This is a genomic window from Microcoleus sp. PH2017_24_DOB_U_A (assembly GCF_020738205.1).
Classification (GTDB): Bacteria; Cyanobacteriota; Cyanobacteriia; order Cyanobacteriales; family Microcoleaceae; genus Microcoleus.
Window position 1 is genome coordinate 1 of the sequence record NZ_JAEQCT010000105.1, and the last position, 25,696, is coordinate 25,696.

The window sequence follows — 25,696 nt, forward strand, 5'->3', positions numbered from 1 at the left end:
TGGGGCGACTCGATACAGAAAAAACTTATCTTTAACCAAGCTTGAATATATTGATCGCTCCTGCTCTTGGTTGGCAATCAATTATTCAGCAAGCCCTAACTAAGGATCGCGAATTAAATAATTTACACATATTTGTGGGACGGGCGTCCCGCCCGTCCAGAAAGGACGGGCGGGACGCCCATCCCACAATAATAATTAAAATTGTAAGTTATTTAATTCTCATTCCTAAATTCGCCCAGTTAAAGAAGCCACGATCTATGCTAATTGAGCTGAATCGATCGGCTTAGCGACATGAATCTGAAAACCCGCAGCGATCGCCGATCGACGATCGTCATCTTTAGCATAGGCCGTGATCGCCGCAGCAGGAATTTCTCCCCCTTCCTCCACACTCAGTGTCCGAATCTGCCGCATCAGCGAATAACCGTCTTGTTCTGGCATTCCAATATCAGAAAGAAGTAGATCGTATCGATCGGGATTTGCTCTCAACATTGAGATCGCCTCAGTTGCTGATGCCGCTGCGCTAGTTTCAACTCCATACTCATCCAGCATGGTTGTGAATAACTGACGCAGATATGCTTCGTCATCCACCAGCAGCACTCGTACACCAGCCAAGGATGGAATCTGTGCCATTGCCGCTACAGGCTGGTTAGCAACATCTACTTCTGCTACTGCTTCTACAACACAAAGCGCTGAACTTTTTTGCGTATCTGCTAGCAGCGGCAACCTGAGGGTAAACATTGCCCCTTGTTCCTCACCGCCACTTTCTGCACGAATACTACCGCCGTGGAGTTCTACCAAATGATAGACAATCGAGAGTCCTAGGCCCAATCCAGAGTTGCTTCGAGAATAGCTACTATCCGCCTGACGGAAGCGATCGAACACATAGGGAAGAAAATCAGCGTCAATGCCTTTACCAGTATCGCGAATTTGGATTTGAGCCATGCCATCAATGTAGTCTGATGAGATGTCTATTCTGCCTCCGGCTGGGGTGAATTTAATCGCGTTTGAAAGTAGATTCCACAGTACCTGTTGCAAGCGGCTTGGATCGCCCAACAGTTTTAGGGATAAAGGAGTGATCCTCGATTCAAGTTGAATATTTTTGGCTGCTGCGGCCAAACGAACCACCTCGATCGCATTTTCAATGACTGGATTTAGCTCAATTTGCTCAACCTCGATAATTTGCAAGCCTGTGCGTTGGCTCGGCAACTGCTAATTTTTGGCCTGTTGAATTGCCTCCGGCAATTGGACGCGCAATCCCGATTTTGCCATTTTCAGCAAATTAAAGCTCGCCTTACCCGGAGCCGGTTCTAAATAGCTGCTCGTCTGTCCTCGAAATTGCAAAATCTCGCTGGCGCTGTTAATTACGACGCCGACGGGGGCATACTCATTTAAAACAATTAGATCGGCTTGTTTCTCCATTTCCATTTCGTTCCAGCTTGGCGGCACCAGCAGTGGAGGGTTGATGGCTGTCAGAGGATTTTGGCTGGCAGTTAAATCAATGCTCAGCCAATGCGATAACTGTTTTTTGACATAAATTTTGTTTTTTTGGTCGCACAGCCCAAACAATTCGCCAAATTCACCGATCGTTTCCGAAGTACCTAACAGCAAAAAGCCTTCGGGGCTGAGTCCGTAGTGGAACATGGGCAGCAGTTTTTTCTGCAACAAAGCTCCCAGATAAATCAGCACATTCCGACAACTAATCAAATCCATCCGCGAAAACGGCGGATCGTTAATCAAATTTTGTCTGGCAAAAACACAGAGTTCGCGCACCTGTTTGGCGATTTGATATCCGCCCTCGACTTGAACAAAAAACCGCTGCAAGCGATCGCGCGAAACATCCGCGACTTGACTGCTAGTATAAAAGCCGCTGCGGGCGATCGCGATCGCACTGTCGCTGATGTCTGTAGCGTAAATCTGCACCGGCAAATCGATGTCTCGCTCTGTTAAAGACTCTAGCAAGCAAATGGCGATCGAATAAGCTTCTTCGCCCGTGGAACAACCGGCAATCCAAATTCGGATCGGCGACTTCGGCGATTTATTTTTGACGATTTCGGGAAACACTTTGCTGTTTAGAGCATCAAAGCTTTCGGAATCCCGAAAAAAGCTGGTGACGTGAATTAAGACATCGCCATACAGCGCGGTGACTTCTGTCGGAGTGTTTTGGAGATATGCAGCATAATCTTCGATCCGTTCCAGCTTGTAGAGCAACATCCGCCGCTGTATCCGCCGTTGCAAGGTAGTTTGCTTGTAGTGAGTAAAGTCAACTCCTGTCGCCAATAGCAGTAAATTGTAGATCGTGGCGATCGCATCTTGGCTGACTGCTGATTCGATCGCAGCTTGATCGGCAATGTAGGGATGACAGCCGATTTCGGCGATCTTTTGGGCAATTTGTTCCGGCCTCAAGATAAAGTCTACCTGACCGGTCGCCACCGCAGTGTGTGGCATACTGGTGAATTGTGCCGATGCTTCGGATTGAGCAAAAGTAATACCGCCGGCGCCTTTAATCGCTTCTAATCCTCTGGCCCCGTCGCCGTCGCCCCCGGAGAGAACGACGGCGATGGCTTTGTTCCCCCTTTCCGCGGCGAGGGAAATCAGAAATGTATCGACGGACATAAACGCCCCGCGTCCCCTGCCGCGGGGCATTAGCTTCAGCACCCCGGATTCGATCGTCAGGCTGGCATTCGGGGGGATGACGTATACCTGATTCGGTGCTACACTTATCCCATCTGTCACCTCATTTACGAGCATCTGAGTCGATCGAGCTAAAATCTCGCTCAACAAACTTTCCTGATTCGGTAACATATGCTGAATCATCACAAAAGCCATGCCTGTATCGATCGGCAAATGGCTCAGCAATTCCATAAAAGCTTCCAATCCACCCGCAGACGCTCCAATTCCCACCACTGGAAATAATTCCTGGCGATCGTCCTGTTGCTTTCCCTCGGCTGCGATATCAGCTTTAGGCTGAGATTTCTTGGCAGATTTTTTAGGATTCATGTTCGATCGCAGAACTTCTAGTGACTGCGAATTGTGGGTCTCAACTTTATCACAATATACTACCCTACGGTCGAGCCGCAGTCTCAAATAACTCAATAAAGTAGGGAGCAATGCTGGCTACTATGCCCACAACTCCCAAGGCTGAACCTACTGCTTAAATCGTTGCTTCTAATTCTGCATCGCGACGGGCTTCTTCGATCGCAACTACGCCCCTCATTGCTTCCATTGCTTTCTCTAGCAAGTTGGTACCGTGTTTGAAGTAACCTAGGTCAGCTTTGATTTGTTCGGTAAACTGGGGGCAAGTCTCTTGGCTGAATAATTCTAGGAAGCTCAAGTTATAATAATTTTTGGTATCCCTACAATTATAAATTTTTCTAAATTTGATGTCAAGAGCTATTTGATTTAATTTATTTTGGTAATTTTTGGCGTTAATGGCGATCGTATTGGGAGCATCTCAGTTTGGCATTTATAGTGCTGTCCCCGCTCGCGAGTAGAATACGCGAGCTCGCGACAGCTCGCACTATAATAAAAAAATGCTGGCGTTGCTGATTTACGGTATGAAAGGCTAAATATGCCAGTCATAGAAACCAGTATCGACAAAGCTTGGGGATTTTCAACTTATTTTTTTCCTACCCTGATTAAGCAACACCCTAAAATCTAAAATCTAAAATCTAAAATCTAAAATCGATTGACTGGTGAAGTTAGGAGTCTTGGGTCATGCGCCGATCGATTTTACGCTATAACATTGATGAACAAAGTTAACTAGAGGCAGTGAATCATGAAAAGTACGATCGCACCAGCATTTATTCTCGCCGGTGTCATGTTAATTGGCGGTTTGTCTGCTTGTGCGCCACCCAACACCCCGGAAGCCTCGGAATCTAATCCAGCTAAGGAAAATCCCGTAAGTTTAGAGAAACCGAAGGCGGATGCTGTTTCCTCCGATGCTGCTAAACCCGATGCGACTGCGGCGAGTCCAGTTATTTCATCGGAAACAAAGGCGGATACTGCTTCCTCCGATGCTGCTAAATCTGACGCGGTGTCAAAAACAAAGGCGGATGCTGCTGCTTCTAAAGATGCTAAACCTGACGCGGTGGCTGCAAATCCCACAAATTCCCAGAAACCAAAACTTTCTGATGCTGAACGCACACAGAAGCGCAAGGAAGTTAGTGAAAAACTCGCAAAGGTACTCACGGCTGAGCAATACAAACAGTTGAACGCTAAGCTGAAGTCTGGTGAAAAAATGCGTAAAGCTTTGACTGAAATTAATCTCACTACTGAACAGAAGCCAAAAGTTAAGGCGATTCTTAAGGATGCTTATCCTCGGGCTGCACAAAGCCTTCAAAAATCATCGGAAACTAAGCCGCAGTAATGCTGTGAAAGCACGTTTTGTGCGATCGCAATTATAAGGTTTTTGGGTTTTTGTAGGGTGCGTCAGCAAGTTAATTTTTTTTGCATTGCTGGTTGCTTTGTCGGGTGCATCTCATTTTGGCGAACATATCCGTAGGGGCGAAGCATGACCGCAGAAAATAGGAGATTATAACTAATAACTTATATGCGGTCATGCTTCGCCCTCCTCAAAAACCAGATGCACCCGTTTTGTCTGACGCACCCTGTCCTTTGTGAACAAAACCGTTGACAACGCCACAGCCTCAATTCATTTGATTTGGATGCGGACTAAAGTCCTCACTACGAACCTGATGCGGACTAAAGTCCTCACTACGAACCTTTTTTGTTCAATAATCAGCGGACGATCGCCTTTTCACCCTTGTACTTTCATTATCAGTATCTCGCCCTTTTTTCTGTCTGCCTTTTTTAATTTGCTGGCTCATTTCCACAAACAAATCCTTACGCAAATAAGGATAATCGCTCACCCACACATCGCGGCTGGGAATGTAAATATCCGAAACTTTGGCAATTCTGCCCAAATCTTCTTGATTCGACATGATTAACATTAAAGCAGCTTGACCGGGGACAATTCCCTGATGACTTTTCTGCAATGGAGCTCGAAGCGTAGTAGTAAATCCGGTTTTGTCGCCAACTTCTAAATTAATTCGCGGTTCTAGGTTGTCAACAATTACAAGTTGTCCTTTTTGATTGACTGTTTCTTCTTGACTTGTGACTTCATCGGTGATATAAATATCCAATACTCGCCCTTGCCAAAAGCCGCAGTATTTATATTTACGACATTCTGCATTCCGCAAACTAGCCCAGAAAATCGGCCCCCACAGCCAGTACAAACCAGCGATCAATCCGACAATTAAAACTAGAGGCCCGACATCGGAACCGGCAAAATTATAAACTACTAGCAACAAAACTACAGCTACCGCAGAAATTAATATTCGCCTTAAAAAATCGGGCGGTTTCCCCCAAATATGTTTGTATTGTGCTCCGGTAGCCACGGGGGGAATTAGTTCTTGAAAGGTTTCGCGAGTTAAGGGAATTAGCATAATGGGGAATGGGGAATGGGGAATGGGGAATGGGGAATGGGGAATGGGGAATGGGGAATGGGGAATGGGGAATGGGGAATGGGGAATGGGGAATGGGGAAATGGGGAATGGGGAATGGGGAATGGGGAATGGGGAATGGGGAATGGGGAGATTTTTTATTGGCGATCTATCTCAATTTTTTCATCACTTATTCGATCTTTTTTACCACCAATTGAGTTTAGATAAGCATTGAGTTTTGGTGGCAATTCATCGATTATTGGTTGAATTTTTATGACTTGTTCATCTGCTAACAACTTTCGGGCATATGCCAATCTCAACCAACTGATTGTTTCATACAAAGAGCCTCTGGCAATTTTAACAAAACGCCGATTGTCTTGATGATTGTACCTGCCGCGTCCTTCTGCGATATTAGCACAAACACTATCGGCGGCTCGTACAATTTGGTTGCCCATAGTATCTTTCGTGAAATAATCCCATTGTTTGACAATAAACCAAACCTCATTTGCTAGCTTTTCAGCCAATTTGTAAACATCCAAATCCTCAAAATCAGGTCTTGCCATATCTACACCCCTCTATTACCAATCCCCAATTCCCAATCCCCCATTCCCTATTCCCTAGAGTATTTTTTCCAATCCGTAAACGAGCGATCGCAATTCCAGCACTTTTCGCACCGATAACAAAACTCCCGGCATATAACAAGCCCGATCGCTCGTATCGTGTCGTAAAGTATAAACTTGACCTGGCCCACCAAAAATTACCTCTTGATGGGCAATTAAACCGGGCAAACGGATGCTGTGAATCCGAATCCCTTCATCGGCCACCGAACCACGAGCTCCCGCTATTTTTTCGGTTTCCTCAACTTCTGGCACATTGAAAGTTTTTCCCAATTCTGCTAGCATTTGAGCAGTTTGAATCGCCGTGCCACTGGGAGCGTCGGCTTTTTGATTGTGGTGCAGCTCGATAATTTCTACGTGTTCAAAATACTGAGATGCGGTGACGGCTGCTTGTTGTAGCAAAACCATGCCGATCGAGAAATTGGGTATAATCAAACAGCCGATGCTGGCTTTGTCAGCGAATTCACCTAAGTTATCAATTTGCTTGCTGCTCAATCCTGTAGTCCCAACTACTGGCCGTATACCATAAGCTATAGCCGATCGCACATTTTCATAAACAGACGAAGGGTGCGTAAAATCTACCATCACGCCTAATTGCTTTTCCTGAGATGCTAATACCAGCATTCCTTGCAAGTCGTCTGTTACCGGAACTTCTAACGGGCCGCATCCGGCTAATTCCCCCGCATCGGCGTTGAGGCACTCAGGAGAGCGGTCTACAGCCCCAAATAAAGTCATGTCATCAGCATTTGCGATCGCCTTAATTACTTCGCGGCCCATCTTGCCACCAGCACCGTTAACAATCACCGGAATCGGAAGTTGATTCGCCATAATCTCAAAAATATCCTGAAACTTCGATCGACTAAATTTTAACGCTTGTGGGAATTTAGGGAAACAGGGGAATAAAAAACAGGACTTGTCGGCAAATCTTCAACAACCCGGTTTCCCCTCCCGAAATACTTGGCAAAATCGAGTAATTAACTTAAATAAACTCGGTTTCGGCACAATTTCTGAAAAAATTACACTCAATCTCATAATAAGCTCAATTCTGTGGAACAGACTTGTGCGAAGCGAATTTGCACCCATATATTTTTTCTGTGACTCCCAAATTCTCTCGAAATCTTCGTTCTGTACTGTCTGTCGCCACTGGCCTCGATCTGAGTTCTCCAGGCCGCCGGGTCAGAATTTTGCCTGCAATGCTGGCGGGTGCTACTGTAACGCTGCTGAATCTGGGAGTTCAACGGTTGGGATGGCTGCAAAGCTGGGAATTGGGCAGTTTTGACTCGTTAGTACGCTTGCAGCCCGATGCGGGCAGGGATCCGAGGCTGCTGATAGTGGGAATTTCCGAGGCAGATATTCAAGCTTTGGGGAGATTTCCGGTTTCCGACGGTGCGATCGCCCAAACCTTGACAAAATTGCAAAAGTACCAGCCAAAAGTCATCGGTTTGGACTTGTACCGAGATTTGCCGCAACCACCGGGACACGAAGAATTGCTGGTCAAGCTGAAAGCACCGAATGTAGTGGCGATCGCCAAAATGAGCGATGCAGAAAGTCCGGGAGTCCCGGCGCCCCAAGGAATACCGCCCGATCGAATCGGTTTTAACGACTTCGTGCTCGACGCTGACGGCGTGGTGCGCCGCCATTTACTCTCAGTCTCGCAAGCAAACAAGACTACTGTTTCGTCGTTTTCTCTGCAACTGGCTTTGCTGTATCTCAAAAACAGCGTGCAGCCCACAGATAGCCCTGTCCATCCCCACCAAATCAACTGGGGCAAAGCAGAATTTGTGCCTTTAAAATCTGACAGCGGCGGCTATGCAAATCTTGATGCCAGAGGCTACCAAATTCTGCTCAAATACCGTTCTGCCAATAATGTAGCGCGACAAGTCAGTATGTCGCAGGTATTGAAGGGGGAAATTGACCCAACCTGGATAAAGGACAAAATTGTGCTGATCGGAACGACAGCACCTAGTACCAGAGACGTGTTTCTGACGCCCTACAGTCCGGTTCAAAAACAAACTCCGAAAATGCCGGGGGTGATCCTGCACGCCCAAATGCTCAGCCAAATATTGAGTGCCGTTTTGGAGGGGCGATCGCTGTTTTGGATCTGGCCGCAATGGGCGGAAATTTTGTGGAACGCTTCTTGGGCTGTGCTTGGCGGGGTTGTGGCTTGGCGGATTGTGCACCCGGCGAGGGCAGCATTGGTTGGGGGTGCGCTGTTGATGGGGCTGTTGGGAATTAGTTTTGCGATTTTTATTGAGGGTGGGTGGGTGCCGCTGGTGTCGCCGGCTTTGGGTTTGGTGGTGACTGGTGTGGGCGTCAGCGCTTACAGGAAGCTTTACGATGCTTTTCACGACTGTCTGACGGGTTTGCCGAACCGGGATTTGTTTGTGGAATGTTTGGGGCGGGCGATCGCCCACAATAAAGGCCACCACAGCTATCTGTTTGCAGTGCTGTTTATTGATTTAGACCGATTTAAGGTAATTAATGATTCTCTAGGTCATTTGGTAGGGGACGAACTGTTGATGGCCGTGGTGCGGAGGCTGAGGGCAAGTATTGCTCGCGCGGATACTGTGGCGCGGGTGGGGGGTGACGATTTTGCGATTTTGGCGAGGAATGTCGATCTGGGGAATGCGATCGATTTGACCGATCGCATTCACCAAGCTTTAATTGTGCCTTTTGACGTGAGAGGGCAGGAGGTGTTTGTCACGGCGAGTATCGGAATTGCGGTGGGGGGCGAACCAACTGCTACCACCCGGGAACAGCCGGAACACTTGCTGCGAGACGCCCACACGGCGATGTACCGGGCGAAGGCTTTGGGAACGGGAAGGTATCAGGTGTTTAATGCTTCGATGCACGATTTGGCGTTGGAGAGGTTGCGGTTGGAAACAGATTTACGGATGGCCCTGAAGCGTCGGGAGTTTTTGCTGCACTACCAGCCCTTTGTGTCTTTGGCTAGCGGGAGGATTATTGGGTTTGAGGCTTTGGTGCGCTGGCAGCACCCCCAGCGGGGCTTGATTTCGCCGGTCAAGTTTATTCCGGTGGCTGAGGAAACGGGGGCAATTGTGCAGCTTGGTGAGTGGGTGCTGGAGGAAGCTTGCCGGCAGTTGCGGCTGTGGGAGGAAATGTTTAATTTCGATCGCCCTTTGATTATGAGTGTAAATTTATCTGGGAAGCAGTTTGCTCAGCCGGATTTGGTCGATCGCATTCAGGCTATTTTGGCAGAAACGGGTTTGAGTGCCGAGAGTTTGAAGTTGGAGATTACTGAGAGTGTGGTGATGGATGATGTCGAATCGGCGATCGGGGTTTTGAAGCAGATGAAAGCCTTAAATGTCAAATTGGGAATTGATGATTTTGGCACTGGTTATTCGTCGTTGAGTTATTTGAGTCGGTTTCCTACGGATACTTTGAAGGTTGATAAGTCGTTTGTCGGGCTGATGGAGTTGGGTGAGGGAGAGAATGTGGCGATCGTCCGAACAATAGTCACCCTGGCCCACGCTTTGGGAATGGATGTGATTGCTGAGGGTGTGGAGACGGCGGCGCAATTAGCTAGGTTAAGGGCGATCGGCTGCGAATACGGCCAAGGTTATTTTTTTGCTAAGCCCTTACCGAGCGATGAAGCTACTGCTTTGATGGCTTCGGAACCGCAGTGGTAGTTGTTAGTTATTAGTCATTAGTCAGCAGTCATTAGTCATTTAACGGGTGTATCTCAATGCAAGCGAATATATCCGTAGGGGCGAAGCATGACCTCCGTAAATATGAGATAATAACTAATAACTTATATGCGGTCATGCTTCGCCCTCTTCAAAAACCAGATGTACCCCATTTAACACTATTCGTTCGGAGGTAAGCACGATCGTGCCAGAATTATTTGATGCAGTCGAATTGTTAGTAACATTGCCTGAATCTAATTTACACCTAGGTGTTAGAGGGGCAATTGTAGATTGTTATGATGATGGAAATTACGAAGTAGAATTTAGCGATCGCTCTGGCGAAATGATAGCTTTGTGTACTCTGTCTACGGAGCAGTTTTTAGTTGTTTGGAAGTCGAAAGAAAGGCGTTGGTTGTCTGTATCTGAGCTATTAGCTGCGATGGTTGGACGTTTGTCAGACGAACGTCAGATAGAAGTTTTAGAGTTTGCACGTTCTTTGTCTGGGAGATAGCGAGTTGTTGTCAGGGCGATCGCTTATATCAAAAAGGATCTCGCCCTTCGCCCGTGAAAAAGCGATCGAGGGCGATCGACCTTTCGATGAAAAAAAGGGCGATCGACCTTTCCATGAAAAAAAGAGCGATCGCCCTTCTCCCTAATTCACAAGATAATCACTCAGAGTTTTTAGTAAGCGTTGATGTCGCTCTGAGGAAATAGCTCCAATAGAACCGATAATTTGATTGCGAGGTAATACAGCAAGGAAACCTAACCGAATCAAGGATTGAGACCGTAAACCGCTGGCAGCAAAGTCTGAGTCAGAGGGGGAAATAATATCGTCAAAACCTGGAACCTGTTGATTTAGTTGGGTACTAACACCACACACTAAAAAATCTCTATAAGGTGGGAGTTCCCTCAGAAGGATGGCTGGACGATTTTTAGTTGTCCCGTCAGTTTGGGGTATTGGGGTGAGAACAACATCAGCTTCCTGCATAGTCAGGATTTAGTGTTTTAATTGCATTGCTCGGGTAATCATCGTCCTGACTGTAAGCATTGTTTAGTTGATGCCTTGACAACCACAACCAGGCTTCGCGTTCTGCTAATTGTTCCGGGAGGACTGTGACAATTAGTTTTATGTTTGGTTCAAGCTTATAGGGTTCATCTAGCTGAATAGATTGCCCATCAAAATGTGCTGACAAAGAAATAAGCTTCATGGCTTGGATATCTTGAAGGCGAGTGCTTTTACTAAGTTTATCATATTTTGACGTTCTAGGGACACAGGCTTTGACCCGTTTTTCTACGATTAATTTGCTCCATTCCTTAGAAAAATGATCGCCCCTCCTCGAACCAAAAAGCGAGATTCCTCGGTCGAGAAAAGCGATCGACCTTTCCATCCCACTCATAGCGATCGCCCCTGTCCATCGACAAGACCGCGCGTGCGGAGCTATCCCGAGCGTGAATCGCCCTTTCCATATAGCCAAAAATAGGCAAAAAGCGATCGCACGTTTTGACTTATTCCAAAAGGGATCTCGCCTTTTATTTCCGCTTCCGAAATAAAGGGCGATGGCGAGATATTCAGTTTGTATTGCACTATTGCACCAGTGTATACTAGATTAGAGGGGTGTTTTGAGCTAGTTTATGCCACAGATATCTACCATAATGTCGTTAAAGCCGCTCTCATTAAAGACGGCTGGACAATTACTCACGATCCTTTCACTATTAGATTTGAAGACTTGACTGTTTACGCGGATCTAGGAGCCGAAAGATTAATTGCCGCCGAGAGGAGTGAGCGAAAAATTGCTGTTGAGGTGAAGGTATTTATCAGTCCTTCCCCAGTGACCGATCTCGAACGAGCCGTTGGACAATACTATCTATATTCGAGTTTTATGGCACGGCTGGAGCCCGATCGTACTCTATACCTTGCCATTCCGAAACGCACTTATGAAAACTTTTTTCAGCGTCCGTCGATTCAGGAATTTGTTAAAGAACGACAATTCCCTTTGATTGTTTTCAATCCCGACTTAGAGGAGATTGTACTATGGAAAAGTTGACTCAGTATCGATCGATCGCGCGAGAAGTAATCGACGAATATGCCCGATATAAACCTAGTTTCGGGCAGAGCGATATGTCGGCGGTTTATGATAGCGATCGCGACCATTATTTGCTGGTTAGTTTTGGATGGAATGGCGATCGGCGAGTTCACAGCACTATCGTGCATCTGCGAATTTTCGAGGGCAAACTCTGGATTGAACGAGATGAAACTGAGGAGGGGGTGACTCAGGATTTGCTGGATCGAGGGGTTTTTCAAAAAGATATTGTGCTGGCTTTTTACCATTATGAAGACCGGAAGTTGACTGATTTTGCAATTGCTTGAGGTAAAGGGCGAGATCCCTTGGTTGAGAAAAAGGGGTAAAGAGCGATCGCACGTTTTGACTAATTCCAAAAGGGCGATCGCCAATCGACTGACGGTAATAGTTGTATAATAGACAAAGTAGGCAAGCACAAAAAGTGAAAACCGATGTCACAGGCAATCCTCAACCAAATTGTCAATCAGCTTGAAATGCTGGAAATTTTAGAGTTACAGGAACTCGATCGGGCGATCGGGAAATATCTGGCCCAGAAACAGCAAGCTACTCAACAAAATCAAAAATTTGCTAAAAAAAGGCAATTATTTCGAGAGTGGGATGCCATTTCTGATGAGGAAGCTGCGGTACTAAAATCTGAGTTTGCGGCAGAAGATTTAGAGTTGGCAGAAGTTGCCTTAAGTGATTATATGCTGAGACTTCAACAACTGGATAAAATCTGATGCTAGGAGATGTTTATTTGGCAGATTTGAATCCTTCGAGAGGCTCAGAACAAGCAGGAATTAGACCAGTCATTGTTGTACAGCGAGATACATTAGACCGCTTTACTACAACAGTCATCGTAGTTCCCGTAACAAGTAATCTGCGGCGTGCTAAAATACCAGGGACAATTATTTTGCCGACTGGTGAAGGTGGTTTACCACAAGATTCAGTCGTACTTTGCTATCAAATAGTAGCGATAGATCGAGAGCGATTAATCAAAAAAATGGGCACTCTTTCAGCAGATTATGTATCAAGATTACAGGTGGCATTGCAGTATACATTGCAAATGGATGAATTTGAAAATGTAGAAGAATAGAATGAGTTGAAGTAAGCGCGTGCGAAGCTATCCCGTAGGGAATCGCACTTTTTGACTTATTCCAAAAGGGCGATCGCTTATCTGCGCTTACAAGCAAGGCGATCCTGCTATAATTGGCTAAAGTTGCTGATGTTGAGCCAGAGGAGGCAGAGGAATCTGCGCGATGAGCTGCTAATCTCAAGGATGCTATAATAGATAGGAGTTACGCATGACCTCAATTAGTATATTTTTCTAGGTAAATGAGATGAACGCTAAAGAATTACTCCTTAAGGAAGTAGAGAATATTCCAGAATTTATATTAGAAGAAGTTTGGAATTTCCTGCAATTCCTCAAATTAAAATACAATAAAGATAAGTTAGAAGCAAGCCTGCTCAGTGAATCTTCTTTGGAAAAAGACTGGTTAAAGTTAGAAGAGGATGAAGCATGGCAGAATTTGTAAAAGGTGATGTAGTAGTTGTTCCATTCCCATTTTCAGATTTAACACAAGCCAAGCGCCGACCGGCTCTAGTAATCGCAACTTTGGCAGGAGACGATATAATTCTTTGTCAGATTACTAGCCAAAAGATCGCCGATCGCTATGCTATCACTCTTGAAAGTAGTGATTTTAGCGAGGGCGGACTTAACCAAATTAGCAACATTAGACCTAATCGCTTGTTTACCGCAGATCGAGGAATTATACTTTATAAAGCCGGTCAGCTTAAAACTGAAAAGTTAAACGAGGCGATCGCTAAGATTGTTGAAATTATTCAGCAGTAATTCTCTATTGTCAAGCGTTCCCTCTGCTTAAAATACTGTTTGACTATGTTGTGTTGTGCGATCGCCATTTTGGGCTGGAAAGAGCGATCGCACGTTTTGACTCCTTCCAAAAGGGCGCTCGCTGGTTTGGCATCTGGTATAGATGAAGGGCGATCGCGCCATCTTCCCGCAGCCAAAAATGTTAAATAACAAAATTGGATAATTTTTGTTATTATGGGGAGAGTAGTTGACTCAAATAGGTGACTCAACATCATGAATATATCCTTAACTCCTGAACTAGAGCAGTTTGTTCAATCAACAGTCAAAAACGGTAGGTACTCATCTGCTTCTGAAGTAATTCTGGCTGGATTACGATTGCTAAAAGAACGGGAAATTTTAGTTGTTTTGAATCCGGTTTCGTCAGAGGGTAAGCAGACACCCAGCTATGATTTTTCGGATTTGGTAGGGCGATTAACTTGGCGGGGAGATGCAGTAACAATGCAGAGGAATCTACGCGATGAGTGGTAATCGCTATGTGTTGGATACGAATGCGATCGTTGCTTTGCTTCAAGGGAATCTTCAACTGGTTGAATTACTTAAAGATGCCGATTGGCTGGGAGTTTCAGTAATTAGCCAAATTGAGTTTCTGGTATTTCCTGGGCTGACTAAAGACGATCGTCAGATTTTTGAGCAGTTTCTGCAACGAGTGGAGGTTCTTGGTTTAGGGGCGATGGATGCTGTTTTGATTGACAAAATCATTGAAATTCGCCAGCAACATCGCTTGAAACTGCCGGATGCGGTTATTGCAGCAATGGCAATCCAAAATTCAGCAACTTTGGTGACAGCCGATCGAGAGTTTGCAAAGGTAACAAGTTTAACTGTAATTAATTGGTAGAGATTGCCAACGATCGCCCTCTCCATCCCAAACAAGCGATCGCACTTTTTGACTCCTTCTAAAAGGGCGATCGCAGGTTTGGCATCTGGTATAGATGAAGGGCGATCGCGCTTACCTGCAAAAACATTCGTAACCAAAAGGGCGATCGGGCCGACTTTGAGTTTAGGAGATAGATCGCCTTTTTTTGATAAAGAGGGGGATTAACTGAAAGTAGTCAGGTTTACGAATGTTGAAGTATTCTTTATTGCGTGTGTAAATAAAGAAATATATCTGAGGTTTTTCCAATCCTAACGAAGTAACCATGCTGGAGAGGTGATTTTTCAAAAATATCAGGCTCATATCCATTCAGGTTTATTCTCATAAAGCCTCGTGTTTCAGATGGCGTTAAATTATTCTTTAGTTCTGTTGAAAACCAGTCTAAAACAAACTTGTTTTGAAGATATGGACGATTCATTTGCTGAGAGCGCACAGATTTGCTGATGATACCATCAATCTCTTGTTCATTAAATGTGACAACTGCAAATAATGACCAATCACTAGGCCCAGGCACTATGCTGGGTTTAGTTATGTCTATTGTTTGCCAAGTCACTTTTATCGGTACAGCAGGCAAATTAATATGCTGACCTAGCTTTTCAACATCATGAGAAACTGCCATATTGCTTGATACTGTTTTAGGTGCAACTTTTGTTGATTGACAACTGGTCATTAGAACACATAACAAGGCGAATAATAGACTTCTCTGTGGAAAAAATTGTGAACCCATAAATTGTAGTGTTCTCTAAAGGCTAAACCTGATGAAAATTTCCTACCTAGCCACGAACTAAACCATTGGTAATCGTGGCATTGTTCAAATTACCTTGTTTCCATGTAACTTGTCGCGATAAAGTCGAGTATTGCATATACTCATTAGCTAAACCAACAACTACAAGTCTTCCATTTTCCGCATCGGGAGCCCCAGATGCAAGGTCCGACTTACCTAAGTCAAAGTTATAGCGATCCTGAGCGTGCAGTGTAAAATCCTGTTTGTAGTTTGGTGGTTGACCAGGAGTCACAGTTACTGACGCACTTAACCAAACTGAGTGACCGCCTATCGCTTTTTGCCAGTTTTCTGTCTTAGGGTAACTAAATCTGGGATCGTTTGGGTTGCCAACCACAATTGCACTACTGGTTATGTTGAACTTGACTTCTTTATTGACATAAGCTGGATATTTTGAAATTATTTGACGGTAAAGGTTTTCGGCTCCAGCCTGTGCGTCAAGAATCAAGTTTTTCAGTGCAACCTTACCACTTTCATCATCATTGACGAACTTGTCATAAGAAAAATTACGGTCTACACCTTTACCATCCTGGTAGTAAAGATATGCAGCGGCTCCATCCGGCAAATATCTCAGCGGGTTTGGAATGAATGTTGCGCTCGCTGCCGCCCTCCATTTTGCCCGAATGAGATAGTCATTTAATGTCGGTGGCTCTTTATCCTTTTTTGAAAAGCCGTCATCGTGCTTGATATCAGGTCGGGTTGGCGAACCAATTCTGTAAGTTGCAGCTAGGTTGGGATTATTTGTAGACAGCGACAAATAATTGATATCTGGGAGACTATTGCCAGAATCATTAATAGGTTTTACGCCGATTGTGACAGAGCCAACTGGTCTACTCACTCCCGGCGTAGAGGATGGTTTCGGAGTAACGGCAACACCCGGCCCTGGTTGATAACTCACAGGCAAATAAATCGATTGTCCTGGTTTTATCGATTGTGCTTCCGCTGCGGTAAATGTACTACCATCAACTTTCTTAATTTCCGTCCAACGATTAGCATTTCCCAATTCTCGGAGAGCGATCGCCGATAACGTATCTCCACTACGCACAACATACTGCCGCTGCTGTCCAGGCTTTACCGGAGGTGCATTATAGGAATTAGTCTGAGCATTTTCCAGTCGGACAAACGACACTCCAGCATATTGAGCCGGCGTCAGAATTCGTTCCTTAATTCCACTACCTGTCGGCCAATTTGCCTCAGTAATCCGAACCTTTCCATCGGGATAAACCTCTTCCAAAAAGGCAACGTGACCCACACTTCCAGCCCCTTTAGTATTAGGCGGCCAAACCACTAAACCCCGCGCCCCAGCAGTTGGTGTAGAAGTAACAGGCAAACCTACCTTCAAAGCATCGTTCCTCCACAGCCCAGCATTACCCAGGAACAAAGCATTTTTCTTGATAGCTGCGGGTAACAATCCTGTTTCCAGCATCCGTCCATAGGCATACCAAGTGCATTGCCCCTGCCAGCGGTAGGCAAAAGGATTAACCGCCCCATTCCGATAGTTAGCTGAATTAGAGTTAATTGGAACTTGCGGAGTTGGTGTTGGTGTTGGTGTTGGAGTTGGTGTTGGTGTTGGTGTTGGTATAGGTGGTAACGGAGTAGAACCGGGAGCATTCCCGTTAATAAGTGCGCTCGCTATCCAGTTATTCGTGCCAGCAATCCGATACCAGCGCTCATCGGGAGTTCCTAGCTGAACGTCAGGAATGCGCTCTCCATAAGTCCAACCGCTAAATTGAAGAGTAGTTTTATAGCCATATGTGCCGACTCTCCCAAAGCTAGTTCTAGGCCCCGATCGCACATTTGCACCAATCGTTGCCATTACCGAACCAGAAAAGTTTACTGCTTCGATATTTGGCCACAGGGGTACAGCAACCGCACGTTCCCCAGGCGTTACCTTTCCTTCGCCACTCCAAGTATCAGGAACAACTGTTGCCGGAATTTCGTAAACTTCCGGCATCGTTTTCTTCGCCAAATCCACCGCCGCCAACGTATTCAAAAACCCAAAACCCGTCTCATCATCCCATCCAACCGGCCCCAAATCCCTCGCCGTAGACTTCAAAATCTCCATCACTTGACGATAGTTCAAAGCAGGATTTGCCGCCCAAACCAAAGAAGCCGCCCCCGCAACTTTCGCAGTCGCTACCGAAGTCCCCGCCATCGTCCCCAAATCATTTCCCACAGTCGATAAACCGGGGTGTTCAGTCGTGCCCCCATCCGCCACAATATCCAAACCGCGGCCATAACTAGAATAGATCGATCGCCCGTTAATATCCCCAGCCCCAACAGTAAAAATATTGTCAAATTCCTGAGAAGCTTGACCCAAAACCGACATCACACCGCCGTCGTTACCCGCCGCCACTACCAGCATTACCCCATTTTGCCGCGCATATTCGATCGCACTTCTTTCTGCGGTCGTCAACTCATAGCGCGTCGTCACACTCCCGTCAGCATTCTTCTGAGTCAAATCCAAACTGAGATTCGCGATCGCATTTTTCTGTCCAGAAGCCTTCGCAGCATCCACAAACTCTACCAAAGAATCCGCCCATCTCCCAGAATCGATCGCCCTTCCCACCCACTTCGGCGCAGTCTTATTAATTGCATCAATAATCCCCAACATAAAAGTACCGTGCTCGCTACCTTCCCCAGCTTTCAGCAACGGATTATCATCCCCGCCGACATAATCGCGGCCCTTCTTGATATTCCCGTAATTCAAATAAGGACTATCCGCACTCACACCCGTATCAATACTTCCCAGCAACGGCTGATTAGCCAAAGGAAAATTTAGCAATTGACGGATTGCATTCGGATTGTTAGGATTTGGCGAATGGGGATCGACGGGAATTAAAGCAATCGGCAAAGTCTCAAACGCACCGCCCGGATTGTAAGGAGTTTGAGTCGCAATCCCATCATGGTACAAACCCAGCGGGTCAAAATCAATCAGCGGTGGTAAATTATTGGTTGGCGCAGAAGGAGCGATCGGGCAAACACCGCTATCAGCCAAGAAATTCGGTAAATCTAAATCAGGTAGCGACAAAGAACCGAATAACTGATGCAGCGGATTCAAATCATCCAGCCATCCCCCAACACCCGCACTCGGAGTTACAATTCTTTCCAACACATGACTGCGGGATTTTTTGCGGCCTTTGCGTTTCGGTGAATTCCCAAAACCTTGAGCCTCTTTGCGTTTTTTGCCACCCAAATTTAGCCAACCCATAATCTTTGCACCTTGATTAATATGAATTCGATCGCACGAACTCGATCGAATGCCTCCCGCATTCAACCAAAATCGTTACTTGACAAAAATCTGTAAGTAATAATCTGAAAATTTCTGTTTGTTTGAAAAACTACGCAAAGTTAACAAATTTTACGTATTGGCGATCGCTTCACATCTGCCGCGCTTTGCTAACGGTCTCGTTGGCGATTGAGCCCATACTTTGTCAATGCTTAATTTTTCGGTTTTTCTTGCTTCTTCACGGTTATCCTACACCAAAAACCCTCTTTCGATTGTAAAGTTTGTGTAAAGTTTTTTTGCCAACTTAAATTAGGACTGACTCCGAAACCTGGTTTTTACGAAAATATGGAATCGCAGCCTTTAAAATCGATAAAAAACCCGGTTTCCGGCCGCCAGCGCTACATTCCAAAAATAGTTAGAATTGGCCCTTGCTTTTTTTATAATTTCTGATAATATGAACCGAGAGGTGAAATTTGGAATGAGGTCTGAAGCCCTAGCAAATATCACCAAAGCTTCTTCAAAAACTACTCTCCCGTTTCCCTGCTTCTTTGAAACAGGGCACATATTGCTTGGAAAATTTATGTTTTCAGCAAGATTTAGGGCGATCGCACTTTTGCTCTCTAAAAAAAGGGAGGAGAAAGAGCTTCTTCAAAATCTCCTACTTAAGGAGGATGCGAGGGGATCTGAATTTAACGGGGAAAGGGGAAATTTGAAAACAGGCGCTAGGGGCGATCGATCTTTTAGCCTACCAAGGCATAATTCTTATTTAGTCGATCGCACTTTGTCAGCCAAAGTAACAATATGCTATGGAACTCAAATCAGCGGTGCAGTGGATAGCTCATCCAGACGGTCATTGGATACTTCGCAATCCCGAAGACATGACTTTCATGGAAGTTGACGACTTTGACAAACAGGTAATCTTGCAACTAGGCAAACAACCCGTAACTAACACTCTCGCTGAATACAACATCGATTTAGAAGATGTGCAAAATCTGTTGAGAAGCTTAGCACAAACGGGAATGCTAGAAGGCACAAAAGCCCCGAAAGCCAAATTCAATCTTCTATCTTTCACAATTCCCCTAGTCAATCCCGATGTCTGGCTGTCGCAGCACATCGACAAATTGCGCTGGATTTGGACGTGGGAGTTTGGGTTTTTCCTGTGCGCTTTCATCGCATCTTCCGCAGCAGCTTGGTTTGGTTCCTCGGCGGAAGTTGTTGTCTCGCACCAGCAGTTGTGGACAGCCGGAAAAATTGAGACTATTATCACATTTGTGTTGCTGACAATCCTGGTAATATCTTTGCACGAACTCGGTCATGCTTTCACGCTCAAACATTACGGCGGTATTGTTAAAGAAATTGGATTGTTATTTATGTGTTTCATTCCTGGATGTTATACAGATACTAGCGACCAATACAGTTTAGTCAAGCGAAAACAGCGGGTTTTAGTCGTGGCTGCGGGAGTTTTGATTCAAGTAACAATTTGGGCGTTTGCTGTTTGGGTTTGGCTGTTTTCGCAGTCGAATCCTGTCTGTCATCAAATTAGTTATTTATTGATGGTGGCGGCTTTGCTGACTGTAGCAATTAATTTGAATCCCCTCAACCGATTTGATGGTTATTATTTGTTAGTGGCAGGAACTGGCATTAACAATCTGCGTCAAAAGTCGTTTGATTTTTATATGGATTTATTGCGGAGGGAGGAGATTGAGGCAGAATCAAGTGATAGATTGGTTTTGGCAGCTTATGCGCCTTTGAGTATCATTTATACTGTTTTTGCTTTGAGTTATTTAATCTCCTTGCTGGGAAACTGGGTTTTGCGGGTTTGGAGTTTTTAACCGCAGATTAATCACGGGCGAGACGCCCGTACCACAAAATGTTGTTGATTTTTTTAGTTAGGGGTTTACTGATATGAATGTTTGTCAAAGGTTGGGAATTGTTGGCGGAAGTTTGAGTTTTGCGGTTGTTAGTCAATGTTTTTCCGTAGAAGCTGCTACTCTGAGTCAAACTTATACTGTGAATCTGGATTCGCAGCCGTTAAATAGCAGTACGAATGTGGTTTTGCCGAAGTTTAATTCGCTGTTGGGTACTCTGTTGAAGGCTTATGTTACGGTTAAGTCTACTGTTAATAATAGTGTCAGCATTACTCCTTTGACTGGAGATTTTACGGGAACGGCAGCAACTAATGCTAATATTGCTGTGAATATTCGGCTGTTGAAAACTGACCCGAATTTGACTTTGAGTGTTTTGGCTAGTCCGCCGGAAACGAAGATTGCTAGCGGTGGTACGGGAAGTGTTAGCGGTTTTGGTTCTGGTAGCGTGTCGAAAAGTTATGATTTGCCGCAGTTTTTGAGTGCTTTAACTGGCTGCGATGGTGATACTTTTACTGCTGGTGTGGCGACAACTGGTTTAACTCAAATTCTGGGGAGTCCTGCTAGAGGTAGTTTTGGCGGTAAGGTGTCGGCGGATATTGCTGCTAGTGTAACTTATGAGTATGAACCTGTGCCGGAACCGATGACGGTGGCTGGTACGTTTGTGGCGGCGGGAATGGGTTTATTGTGGAAGAAAAGACGAACAAAAAGATAAGAAGACCTAGCGGTTAAAATTACGTTATTTTCTTCAGTCTGCGGAGGCAGACTTTGTTCGTGTAGACGCGGTTTCAACCGCCGTCTGCATCTGTTTTGGGTAACTTCAAGCGATCGATAAATGCGATAATTAATCTCAGGGAAGATGCGATCTATCTCCTGAACCTTCTCCAGCCAGCCAGAATCGACTTTGCCTTCTTTAACTTGCAAACTTCCGGGATTTTTGATGTTAAATGGATAAAGGTCAAAAATATTTTTACTGTCAACACTACCTGTGTAGGTTTTGCTGTCAGTCAATGCCCCGATGTTAAGTTCAGCCATGTGTACCCCTGAAAAATAGTTGCTGGAAAATGCCCTCAAATATATATCTGTGGGAACTTGAGGTTTTTATGCAAAATCCGGAAAAGCGTTACATTAGTTTACATTAGGGTTGCGCGATCGCCCTTCTTCTACCATCTACCCTGAGTTAACATCGGTGGTAACTTTGCTGCAAACTCTTGTGGGGTGGGCATCCTGCCCGCCCAAATTTGTCATGTAAATGCCGCAAATCTTAGTTGCGCTTGGGTTTTGCAGAAACAGACTTACGCATTTACCAAAGAAACCGGGTTTTTGGCGGAGTCTGTGCACTGCGATCGAGTATTCTCGAAAAAATCCGGTTTCTGACCACTCCTGCGTCCAAGATTATAAAATTGAAAGTCGATCGGAGGTAAGTGCGATCGTGCGCTATCATCGGAACAATTTTTGGTAGTTTGGCTGACGCAAGAAAGGCGTTGGTTATCTGGGAGATAGCGAGTTGTTGTCAGGGTGATAGTTTTTTTACAGTTCAGTTACATTGTCAAGGGCAATAATTAGTATTTCATTCGGCTTAGGACTAAAATGAAATCTTAAAGTCCCCGTTGCGGAAAATATTTCAAACTTTAAGATAATATCTTGAGTTAAACTTGGTTCAATTATTATTGGATTATCAAGAGCAAGTTGAAATTTATTTTGATCTTCATCTCTTATATAAAAGTGACCGCTGTCATTGTTAACTAAATAGGTAATGTTTTTGTCATTGAGAATACTAACACTCAACTTTATTATTCCACAGTTGTGCTGAACAGCATTAACCGTGATACTAATATCGCTAATTTTCTGTGTTTCGTTAATAACTCCATAGGTTACAGGATTCAAATCTAAAAGCTTTATGACTAACTTGTCTACAGTGGTATAAGGATTTAATTCATAGATTTTATGATCGCAAGCAGCTAAATTTTGTGCCATCTTCATCCGTAACCATGCTGAATTTTCAATAGCTGTTTTAGTCAGGCTTTTAAGTCTAGAATAAATTAAAATATCTGCTTTTTTAGCATAGCCTGTAAAATAATCTGATTGTTCCAAGTAATCAATAACATTTTAGGACTTAGGGAAAGCAGTTCGATACTGTTCGTAATGCAATAAAATCCAATGCTCAAAGGCAATACTTGAAAAAGCAAGATTCACACCATGTTTCTTGGCTTCTGAAAATGCTTGTTCGTGTTTGGTATAACCATCTTTATCAAAAACTGCCCAAACTTCATCATAATTATTTATTTCTTGTTTGGCGAGTTTGACCAGATTCATCGCATCTGTTTTAATAGATTCACCTTCTTTTTTTGCTGCTTTGATTTGGTCTTCTTCACTTGGATAAACTTTGACCGCATATTTCTCAAACACATCATCTTGTTGAGCAATCTCCTCAAAGTAAATTCGTTCTGTATTAGTTCCTTCACATACTATGTAGATCGACTGCTTTAACTGTTTTCGTTTATTCTCTCTTTTTTTATTCATCACCAAACATAAATTCAACTTCTTTAATATTAGGTTGACCACCAAATTTACCTTGCATATACCATTGGTCAAAAGGTTCATCACCTTTTACCTTGTCAAAGTCTTGGGCAGAAAAGAGTTGTGTTTCACCATATTTATTTTTTTCGGTAAACCATATTTGGTCTTTTCTTAACAATTCTCGATCGAGCAATGTAGTTTCATGGCTAGCAAAAATTAGTTGGGCATTACGGGGATTAGTTGACGGATGGTGAAATAACTTAATTAAAAACTTACACAGTTTGGGATGTAAACTATTATCTAATTCATCAATAACTAGAATATGACCTTCATTTAAAATAAATAAAATTAGAGTGCCAATAGTATAAAGTGTCATAGTTCCTATTGATTCTTCATGAAAAAATGAAAATTCACTTTCACCAGTAAACACATTATTTTTAAATGTTTTGTGAACTGCAAATACCTCATATTTATCACTCATTATTAAATTTTTAATATCCTCTGGCATCTCTTCATCAAATTCAGAAGTCATTGATTTTTCCTCAATATTAATTCTATCGATATGAGTGTCGGCAATTTGGATGAGCTTACTTAATTTCTTTTTCAGTTTTTCATCTCCTTGTAATGATTGGTTGACATGACGTATTAATGATTTTTTTGTTTGATTATCATAGGCTGGGAAAAAAGCATAGGTTTTTAAGTATTCATAGATTTTTTGCATTTGTTCATGTTCTTCACGAGCGACTTTTGATAAATAAGGATATTTAGTTAAAGCTTTATTTGAAAAAGAGCGCTTGTCTTGAAAATAATCACCGCGTTTGACCTCATTTTTTGTACGAATGAATAAGTTTGACTTTCTTTTTTTAGGGTAAAAATCTAGCTGTTCGTGATGAACTTCTCGACTATCAAAAGCAATTTGATAGTCATACATAATTCCTTCAAGAATAAAACTCAGCTTAAAAATAGAAGGCTGGCTTAATCGCGATTCATCTAACTTAAATGGTTCGTAATAAGGAATTTTATGATCGACATCAATATTGAGAGTCTGAATATAGGAAATAAGTCTATGTAAAGCCTTGAGAATATTTGATTTACCAGAAGCATTGGCTCCATAGATCGCAGCCGAGTTAAGCAATCGCAGTTTATTGCCTTCGATCGGCACAAAAGTATTCTCATTCTTCCTGCTGGAAGAGTCTGCAATCATACTTAATGTTTGCTCTTCTTTAATTGACCTAAAGTTAGTGACTGAAAAATCAATTAACATAGAGGAACTCAACTTTTAATTAGATAGAATCACTCAGCCAATATCTGCCAATGAAATAGATAGATAAATATCTCAATAATTATAACTCTTGACGGACTTTACAAGATATTATATGAGTGTATGAGCTTTTGTAAACCGACTCGGCATGACGATCGCCAACCTTCGATCGACTAATGTACCCCTGTATGTCACAATAGAGGACTGTCATTAGAGTAAAGAATTTATTGTGAGTCCTACTGCCGAAGTCAGCAATAACCTAAATGCGGGCGCTCTGCCAACCGTTACCGCTACCCCAGCCCGCCGCGCTGTTTTTCCCTTCACTGCGATTGTTGGCCAGGAAGAGATGAAACTGGCGCTGCTTTTGAATGTCATCGATCCCAAAATTGGCGGAGTGATGATTATGGGCGATCGCGGTACAGGCAAATCTACCACAATCCGCGCCCTCACAGATTTACTGCCAGAAATTGAAGTCGTGGCTGACGATCCTTTTAACAGCCATCCCACCGATCCAGATTTGATGAGCGATGAAGTGCGCGATCGCACTTTGCATCACGGTACAATGCCGATCGCCCGCAAAAAAGTACAAATGGTAGACTTGCCACTCGGCGCTACCGAAGACAGAGTGTGCGGTACGATCGACATTGAGAAAGCTTTGTCCGAAGGAGTTAAAGCTTTTGAACCAGGCCTTTTAGCTAAAGCTAACCGCGGCATTCTTTACGTCGATGAAGTCAATTTGCTCGACGATCACTTAGTCGATGTTTTGCTCGACTCCGCCGCCAGCGGTTGGAATACAGTTGAAAGAGAAGGGATTTCAATCCGCCACCCAGCTAAGTTTATTTTAATTGGTTCCGGGAATCCAGAAGAAGGAGAATTGCGGCCGCAATTGCTTGACAGATTTGGAATGCACGCAGAAATTCGCACTGTAAAAGATCCTAATCTGAGAGTAGAAATTGTCGAACAACGATCGAGTTTTGACCAAGATCCGCCCGAGTTTCTCGCCAAATATCAGCACCAACAAGACGATATGCAGCAGAAATTGGTGGAAGCCCAAGAAAGATTAAAATCCGTAAATCTCGATCGCGATTTGCGAGTAAAAATTTCCCAAGTCTGCGCCGAATTGGACGTAGACGGGCTACGAGGCGATTTGGTCACAAATCGGGCCGCGAAAGCTTACGCCGCCTTAGAATGCCGAACAGAAGTCACTGTGGACGATATTCGCAAGGTAATGACTCTGTGTTTGCGCCACCGATTGCGGAAAGACCCGCTCGAATCCATAGATTCCGGCTATAAAGTGACTAAAGTGTTCGATCGAGTATTCGGCCTAGAAACAACCGAAGGTTAGAGCATCGATGGCCAAGAGTAGTATCTTAACAAATGGAACCTCTGCGAGTCGGCTTTAAATTCTGATAAACCCTGACGGTGTTACGCTGCACAACCCTGGACAAACAGGGCATACGCGATAGCAATACTCTCACTATTGATAGAGAGAGCAAAGGAGCCGTCCCTCAAA

Annotated in this window: 31 protein-coding genes and 1 pseudogene; 18 read left to right on the plus strand and 14 right to left on the minus strand. The window is 44.3% G+C overall.

Features of this window, described 5'->3' with window-relative positions:
- Nucleotides 1-255: 255 nt before the first annotated feature.
- The 3 genes from JGK07_RS26095 to JGK07_RS26105 form a co-directional block, all read right to left on the minus strand.
- Nucleotides 256-1,206, minus strand: a complete 951-nt coding sequence (locus tag JGK07_RS26095; RefSeq protein WP_293225456.1) for a sensor histidine kinase — start codon at nt 1,204-1,206, stop codon at nt 256-258.
- Between the two features lie 3 nt (nt 1,207-1,209).
- Nucleotides 1,210-2,997, minus strand: coding sequence for a CheR family methyltransferase (locus JGK07_RS26100; RefSeq protein WP_293177479.1), 1,788 nt, complete (start codon nt 2,995-2,997; stop codon nt 1,210-1,212).
- A 154-nt stretch (nt 2,998-3,151) separates the two neighbouring features.
- Nucleotides 3,152-3,331, minus strand: coding sequence for a hypothetical protein (locus JGK07_RS26105; protein WP_293177477.1), 180 nt, complete (start codon nt 3,329-3,331; stop codon nt 3,152-3,154).
- 444 nt (nt 3,332-3,775) lie between these two features.
- Between JGK07_RS26105 and JGK07_RS26110 the strand changes: the two genes are divergently transcribed.
- Nucleotides 3,776-4,366: a hypothetical protein gene (locus JGK07_RS26110; RefSeq protein WP_293177475.1), complete on the plus strand. Its 591-nt coding sequence runs from the start codon at nt 3,776-3,778 to the stop codon at nt 4,364-4,366.
- Nucleotides 4,367-4,730: 364 nt separating this feature from the next.
- Here JGK07_RS26110 and JGK07_RS26115 read toward each other — a convergent pair whose 3' ends face one another.
- A complete protein-coding gene (locus tag JGK07_RS26115) occupies nt 4,731-5,444 on the minus strand; it encodes a phosphate ABC transporter permease (protein WP_293177473.1) in 714 nt (237 codons plus the stop codon).
- 8 nt (nt 5,445-5,452) lie between these two features.
- On the opposite strand from JGK07_RS26115, the gene JGK07_RS26120 reads away from it, so the two are divergent.
- Complete coding sequence (locus JGK07_RS26120; protein WP_293291113.1) at nt 5,453-5,659, plus strand: hypothetical protein; 207 nt, start codon at nt 5,453-5,455, stop codon at nt 5,657-5,659.
- On the opposite strand, the gene JGK07_RS26125 is transcribed toward JGK07_RS26120, so the two are convergent.
- Complete coding sequence (locus JGK07_RS26125; RefSeq protein WP_293177471.1) at nt 5,600-6,004, minus strand: four helix bundle protein; 405 nt, start codon at nt 6,002-6,004, stop codon at nt 5,600-5,602. The two genes, JGK07_RS26120 and JGK07_RS26125, sit on opposite strands and share 60 nt — an antisense overlap.
- 54 nt (nt 6,005-6,058) lie before the next feature.
- On the minus strand, nt 6,059-6,886 hold the full coding sequence (dapB, locus tag JGK07_RS26130) for a 4-hydroxy-tetrahydrodipicolinate reductase (protein ID WP_293208402.1): 828 nt from the start codon (nt 6,884-6,886) through the stop codon (nt 6,059-6,061).
- A 266-nt stretch (nt 6,887-7,152) separates the two neighbouring features.
- On the opposite strand from dapB, the gene JGK07_RS26135 reads away from it, so the two are divergent.
- From JGK07_RS26135 to JGK07_RS26145, 3 genes are all read left to right on the plus strand, one after another.
- Nucleotides 7,153-9,708: an EAL domain-containing protein gene (locus tag JGK07_RS26135; RefSeq protein ID WP_293213390.1), complete on the plus strand. Its 2,556-nt coding sequence runs from the start codon at nt 7,153-7,155 to the stop codon at nt 9,706-9,708.
- A 202-nt stretch (nt 9,709-9,910) separates the two neighbouring features.
- Nucleotides 9,911-10,216, plus strand: coding sequence for a DUF4926 domain-containing protein (locus JGK07_RS26140; RefSeq protein WP_293213393.1), 306 nt, complete (start codon nt 9,911-9,913; stop codon nt 10,214-10,216).
- Nucleotides 10,191-10,361, plus strand: a complete 171-nt coding sequence (locus JGK07_RS26145) for a hypothetical protein (protein WP_293191862.1) — start codon at nt 10,191-10,193, stop codon at nt 10,359-10,361. Before JGK07_RS26140 ends, JGK07_RS26145 begins: the two co-directional genes overlap by 26 nt.
- Here JGK07_RS26145 and JGK07_RS26150 read toward each other — a convergent pair.
- Nucleotides 10,358-10,693: a type II toxin-antitoxin system PemK/MazF family toxin gene (locus JGK07_RS26150; RefSeq protein ID WP_293177455.1), complete on the minus strand. Its 336-nt coding sequence runs from the start codon at nt 10,691-10,693 to the stop codon at nt 10,358-10,360. The two genes, JGK07_RS26145 and JGK07_RS26150, sit on opposite strands and share 4 nt — an antisense overlap.
- Nucleotides 10,680-10,913: a hypothetical protein gene (locus tag JGK07_RS26155; protein ID WP_293202906.1), complete on the minus strand. Its 234-nt coding sequence runs from the start codon at nt 10,911-10,913 to the stop codon at nt 10,680-10,682. The genes JGK07_RS26150 and JGK07_RS26155 overlap by 14 nt, the downstream gene beginning before the upstream one ends.
- A 387-nt stretch (nt 10,914-11,300) precedes the next feature.
- Between JGK07_RS26155 and JGK07_RS26160 the strand changes: the two genes are divergently transcribed.
- The 10 genes from JGK07_RS26160 to JGK07_RS26205 all read left to right on the plus strand — a co-directional run bounded on the left by JGK07_RS26160 (nt 11,301) and on the right by JGK07_RS26205 (nt 14,695).
- The gene (locus JGK07_RS26160; RefSeq protein WP_293225454.1) at nt 11,301-11,750 is read left to right on the plus strand and encodes an element excision factor XisH family protein; all 450 of its coding nucleotides are present in this window, start codon (nt 11,301-11,303) and stop codon (nt 11,748-11,750) included.
- The gene (locus tag JGK07_RS26165; protein WP_293191866.1) at nt 11,738-12,073 is read left to right on the plus strand and encodes a XisI protein; all 336 of its coding nucleotides are present in this window, start codon (nt 11,738-11,740) and stop codon (nt 12,071-12,073) included. Before JGK07_RS26160 ends, JGK07_RS26165 begins: the two co-directional genes overlap by 13 nt.
- Before the next feature lie 144 nt (nt 12,074-12,217).
- The gene (locus tag JGK07_RS26170; RefSeq protein ID WP_293177443.1) at nt 12,218-12,505 is read left to right on the plus strand and encodes a hypothetical protein; all 288 of its coding nucleotides are present in this window, start codon (nt 12,218-12,220) and stop codon (nt 12,503-12,505) included.
- Nucleotides 12,505-12,861, plus strand: coding sequence for a type II toxin-antitoxin system PemK/MazF family toxin (locus tag JGK07_RS26175; protein WP_293191872.1), 357 nt, complete (start codon nt 12,505-12,507; stop codon nt 12,859-12,861). The genes JGK07_RS26170 and JGK07_RS26175 overlap by 1 nt, the downstream gene beginning before the upstream one ends.
- Nucleotides 12,862-13,105: 244 nt before the next feature.
- Entirely contained in the window at nt 13,106-13,300 is a 195-nt protein-coding gene (locus JGK07_RS26180; protein WP_194012388.1) for a DUF2281 domain-containing protein, read from the plus strand.
- The gene (locus JGK07_RS26185; RefSeq protein WP_293177389.1) at nt 13,285-13,617 is read left to right on the plus strand and encodes a type II toxin-antitoxin system PemK/MazF family toxin; all 333 of its coding nucleotides are present in this window, start codon (nt 13,285-13,287) and stop codon (nt 13,615-13,617) included. The genes JGK07_RS26180 and JGK07_RS26185 overlap by 16 nt, the downstream gene beginning before the upstream one ends.
- Nucleotides 13,618-13,656: 39 nt before the next feature.
- Nucleotides 13,657-13,806, plus strand: coding sequence for a hypothetical protein (locus JGK07_RS26190; protein WP_293225452.1), 150 nt, complete (start codon nt 13,657-13,659; stop codon nt 13,804-13,806).
- Between the two features lie 63 nt (nt 13,807-13,869).
- Entirely contained in the window at nt 13,870-14,124 is a 255-nt protein-coding gene (locus JGK07_RS26195; protein ID WP_293225450.1) for a type II toxin-antitoxin system ParD family antitoxin, read from the plus strand.
- Nucleotides 14,114-14,491, plus strand: coding sequence for a type II toxin-antitoxin system VapC family toxin (locus JGK07_RS26200; RefSeq protein ID WP_293225448.1), 378 nt, complete (start codon nt 14,114-14,116; stop codon nt 14,489-14,491). Before JGK07_RS26195 ends, JGK07_RS26200 begins: the two co-directional genes overlap by 11 nt.
- A 3-nt stretch (nt 14,492-14,494) precedes the next feature.
- Entirely contained in the window at nt 14,495-14,695 is a 201-nt protein-coding gene (locus tag JGK07_RS26205) for a hypothetical protein (RefSeq protein WP_293225446.1), read from the plus strand.
- A 37-nt stretch (nt 14,696-14,732) separates the two neighbouring features.
- Here JGK07_RS26205 and JGK07_RS26210 read toward each other — a convergent pair whose 3' ends face one another.
- Together JGK07_RS26210 and JGK07_RS26215 are read right to left on the minus strand one after the other, a co-directional pair.
- Complete coding sequence (locus JGK07_RS26210) at nt 14,733-15,254, minus strand: hypothetical protein (RefSeq protein ID WP_293291115.1); 522 nt, start codon at nt 15,252-15,254, stop codon at nt 14,733-14,735.
- Between the two features lie 46 nt (nt 15,255-15,300).
- On the minus strand, nt 15,301-18,519 hold the full coding sequence (locus JGK07_RS26215; RefSeq protein ID WP_293225442.1) for a S8 family serine peptidase: 3,219 nt from the start codon (nt 18,517-18,519) through the stop codon (nt 15,301-15,303).
- A gap of 824 nt (nt 18,520-19,343) precedes the next feature.
- Between JGK07_RS26215 and JGK07_RS26220 the strand changes: the two genes are divergently transcribed.
- Together JGK07_RS26220 and JGK07_RS26225 are read left to right on the plus strand one after the other, a co-directional pair.
- Entirely contained in the window at nt 19,344-20,369 is a 1,026-nt protein-coding gene (locus JGK07_RS26220; protein WP_293198695.1) for a site-2 protease family protein, read from the plus strand.
- A gap of 73 nt (nt 20,370-20,442) precedes the next feature.
- The gene (locus JGK07_RS26225; protein ID WP_293177368.1) at nt 20,443-21,117 is read left to right on the plus strand and encodes a PEP-CTERM sorting domain-containing protein; all 675 of its coding nucleotides are present in this window, start codon (nt 20,443-20,445) and stop codon (nt 21,115-21,117) included.
- Between the two features lie 107 nt (nt 21,118-21,224).
- Here JGK07_RS26225 and JGK07_RS26230 read toward each other — a convergent pair.
- The 4 genes and pseudogenes from JGK07_RS26230 to JGK07_RS26245 form a co-directional block, all read right to left on the minus strand.
- Nucleotides 21,225-21,320 (minus strand): annotated as a pseudogene (locus tag JGK07_RS26230) (1,4-alpha-glucan branching protein domain-containing protein); the annotation flags it as partial.
- 612 nt (nt 21,321-21,932) lie between these two features.
- The gene (locus tag JGK07_RS26235; RefSeq protein WP_293177365.1) at nt 21,933-22,496 is read right to left on the minus strand and encodes a hypothetical protein; all 564 of its coding nucleotides are present in this window, start codon (nt 22,494-22,496) and stop codon (nt 21,933-21,935) included.
- A gap of 15 nt (nt 22,497-22,511) precedes the next feature.
- On the minus strand, nt 22,512-22,925 hold the full coding sequence (locus JGK07_RS26240) for an RloB family protein (RefSeq protein WP_293177796.1): 414 nt from the start codon (nt 22,923-22,925) through the stop codon (nt 22,512-22,514).
- On the minus strand, nt 22,918-24,186 hold the full coding sequence (locus tag JGK07_RS26245) for an ATP/GTP-binding protein (protein WP_293191874.1): 1,269 nt from the start codon (nt 24,184-24,186) through the stop codon (nt 22,918-22,920). Before JGK07_RS26245 ends, JGK07_RS26240 begins: the two co-directional genes overlap by 8 nt.
- Nucleotides 24,187-24,457: 271 nt before the next feature.
- On the opposite strand from JGK07_RS26245, the gene bchI reads away from it, so the two are divergent.
- Nucleotides 24,458-25,528, plus strand: a complete 1,071-nt coding sequence (gene bchI, locus JGK07_RS26250) for a magnesium chelatase ATPase subunit I (RefSeq protein WP_293177793.1) — start codon at nt 24,458-24,460, stop codon at nt 25,526-25,528.
- Nucleotides 25,529-25,696 lie beyond the last annotated feature (168 nt).

What these genes read in the sequence shown, in the direction of transcription:
- JGK07_RS26165 (WP_293191866.1), top strand. Translation starts at nt 11,738, where the DNA reads ATGGAAAAGTTGACTCAGTATCGATCGATCGCGCGAGAAGTAATCGAC.
- JGK07_RS26110 (WP_293177475.1), top strand. Translation starts at nt 3,776, where the DNA reads ATGAAAAGTACGATCGCACCAGCATTTATTCTCGCCGGTGTCATGTTA.
- JGK07_RS26155 (WP_293202906.1), bottom strand. Translation starts at nt 10,913, where the DNA reads ATGAAGCTTATTTCTTTGTCAGCACATTTTGATGGGCAATCTATTCAG.
- JGK07_RS26210 (WP_293291115.1), bottom strand. Translation starts at nt 15,254, where the DNA reads ATGGGTTCACAATTTTTTCCACAGAGAAGTCTATTATTCGCCTTGTTA.
- JGK07_RS26215 (WP_293225442.1), bottom strand. Translation starts at nt 18,519, where the DNA reads ATGGGTTGGCTAAATTTGGGTGGCAAAAAACGCAAAGAGGCTCAAGGT.
- JGK07_RS26170 (WP_293177443.1), top strand. Translation starts at nt 12,218, where the DNA reads ATGTCACAGGCAATCCTCAACCAAATTGTCAATCAGCTTGAAATGCTG.
- JGK07_RS26115 (WP_293177473.1), bottom strand. Translation starts at nt 5,444, where the DNA reads ATGCTAATTCCCTTAACTCGCGAAACCTTTCAAGAACTAATTCCCCCC.
- JGK07_RS26200 (WP_293225448.1), top strand. Translation starts at nt 14,114, where the DNA reads ATGAGTGGTAATCGCTATGTGTTGGATACGAATGCGATCGTTGCTTTG.
- JGK07_RS26125 (WP_293177471.1), bottom strand. Translation starts at nt 6,004, where the DNA reads ATGGCAAGACCTGATTTTGAGGATTTGGATGTTTACAAATTGGCTGAA.
- JGK07_RS26185 (WP_293177389.1), top strand. Translation starts at nt 13,285, where the DNA reads ATGGCAGAATTTGTAAAAGGTGATGTAGTAGTTGTTCCATTCCCATTT.
- dapB (WP_293208402.1), bottom strand. Translation starts at nt 6,886, where the DNA reads ATGGCGAATCAACTTCCGATTCCGGTGATTGTTAACGGTGCTGGTGGC.
- JGK07_RS26175 (WP_293191872.1), top strand. Translation starts at nt 12,505, where the DNA reads ATGCTAGGAGATGTTTATTTGGCAGATTTGAATCCTTCGAGAGGCTCA.
- JGK07_RS26220 (WP_293198695.1), top strand. Translation starts at nt 19,344, where the DNA reads ATGGAACTCAAATCAGCGGTGCAGTGGATAGCTCATCCAGACGGTCAT.
- JGK07_RS26245 (WP_293191874.1), bottom strand. Translation starts at nt 24,186, where the DNA reads ATGTTAATTGATTTTTCAGTCACTAACTTTAGGTCAATTAAAGAAGAG.
- JGK07_RS26100 (WP_293177479.1), bottom strand. Translation starts at nt 2,997, where the DNA reads ATGAATCCTAAAAAATCTGCCAAGAAATCTCAGCCTAAAGCTGATATC.
- JGK07_RS26240 (WP_293177796.1), bottom strand. Translation starts at nt 22,925, where the DNA reads ATGAATAAAAAAAGAGAGAATAAACGAAAACAGTTAAAGCAGTCGATC.
- JGK07_RS26195 (WP_293225450.1), top strand. Translation starts at nt 13,870, where the DNA reads ATGAATATATCCTTAACTCCTGAACTAGAGCAGTTTGTTCAATCAACA.
- JGK07_RS26150 (WP_293177455.1), bottom strand. Translation starts at nt 10,693, where the DNA reads ATGCAGGAAGCTGATGTTGTTCTCACCCCAATACCCCAAACTGACGGG.
- JGK07_RS26180 (WP_194012388.1), top strand. Translation starts at nt 13,106, where the DNA reads ATGAACGCTAAAGAATTACTCCTTAAGGAAGTAGAGAATATTCCAGAA.
- JGK07_RS26120 (WP_293291113.1), top strand. Translation starts at nt 5,453, where the DNA reads ATGGGGAATGGGGAATGGGGAATGGGGAATGGGGAATGGGGAATGGGG.
- JGK07_RS26225 (WP_293177368.1), top strand. Translation starts at nt 20,443, where the DNA reads ATGAATGTTTGTCAAAGGTTGGGAATTGTTGGCGGAAGTTTGAGTTTT.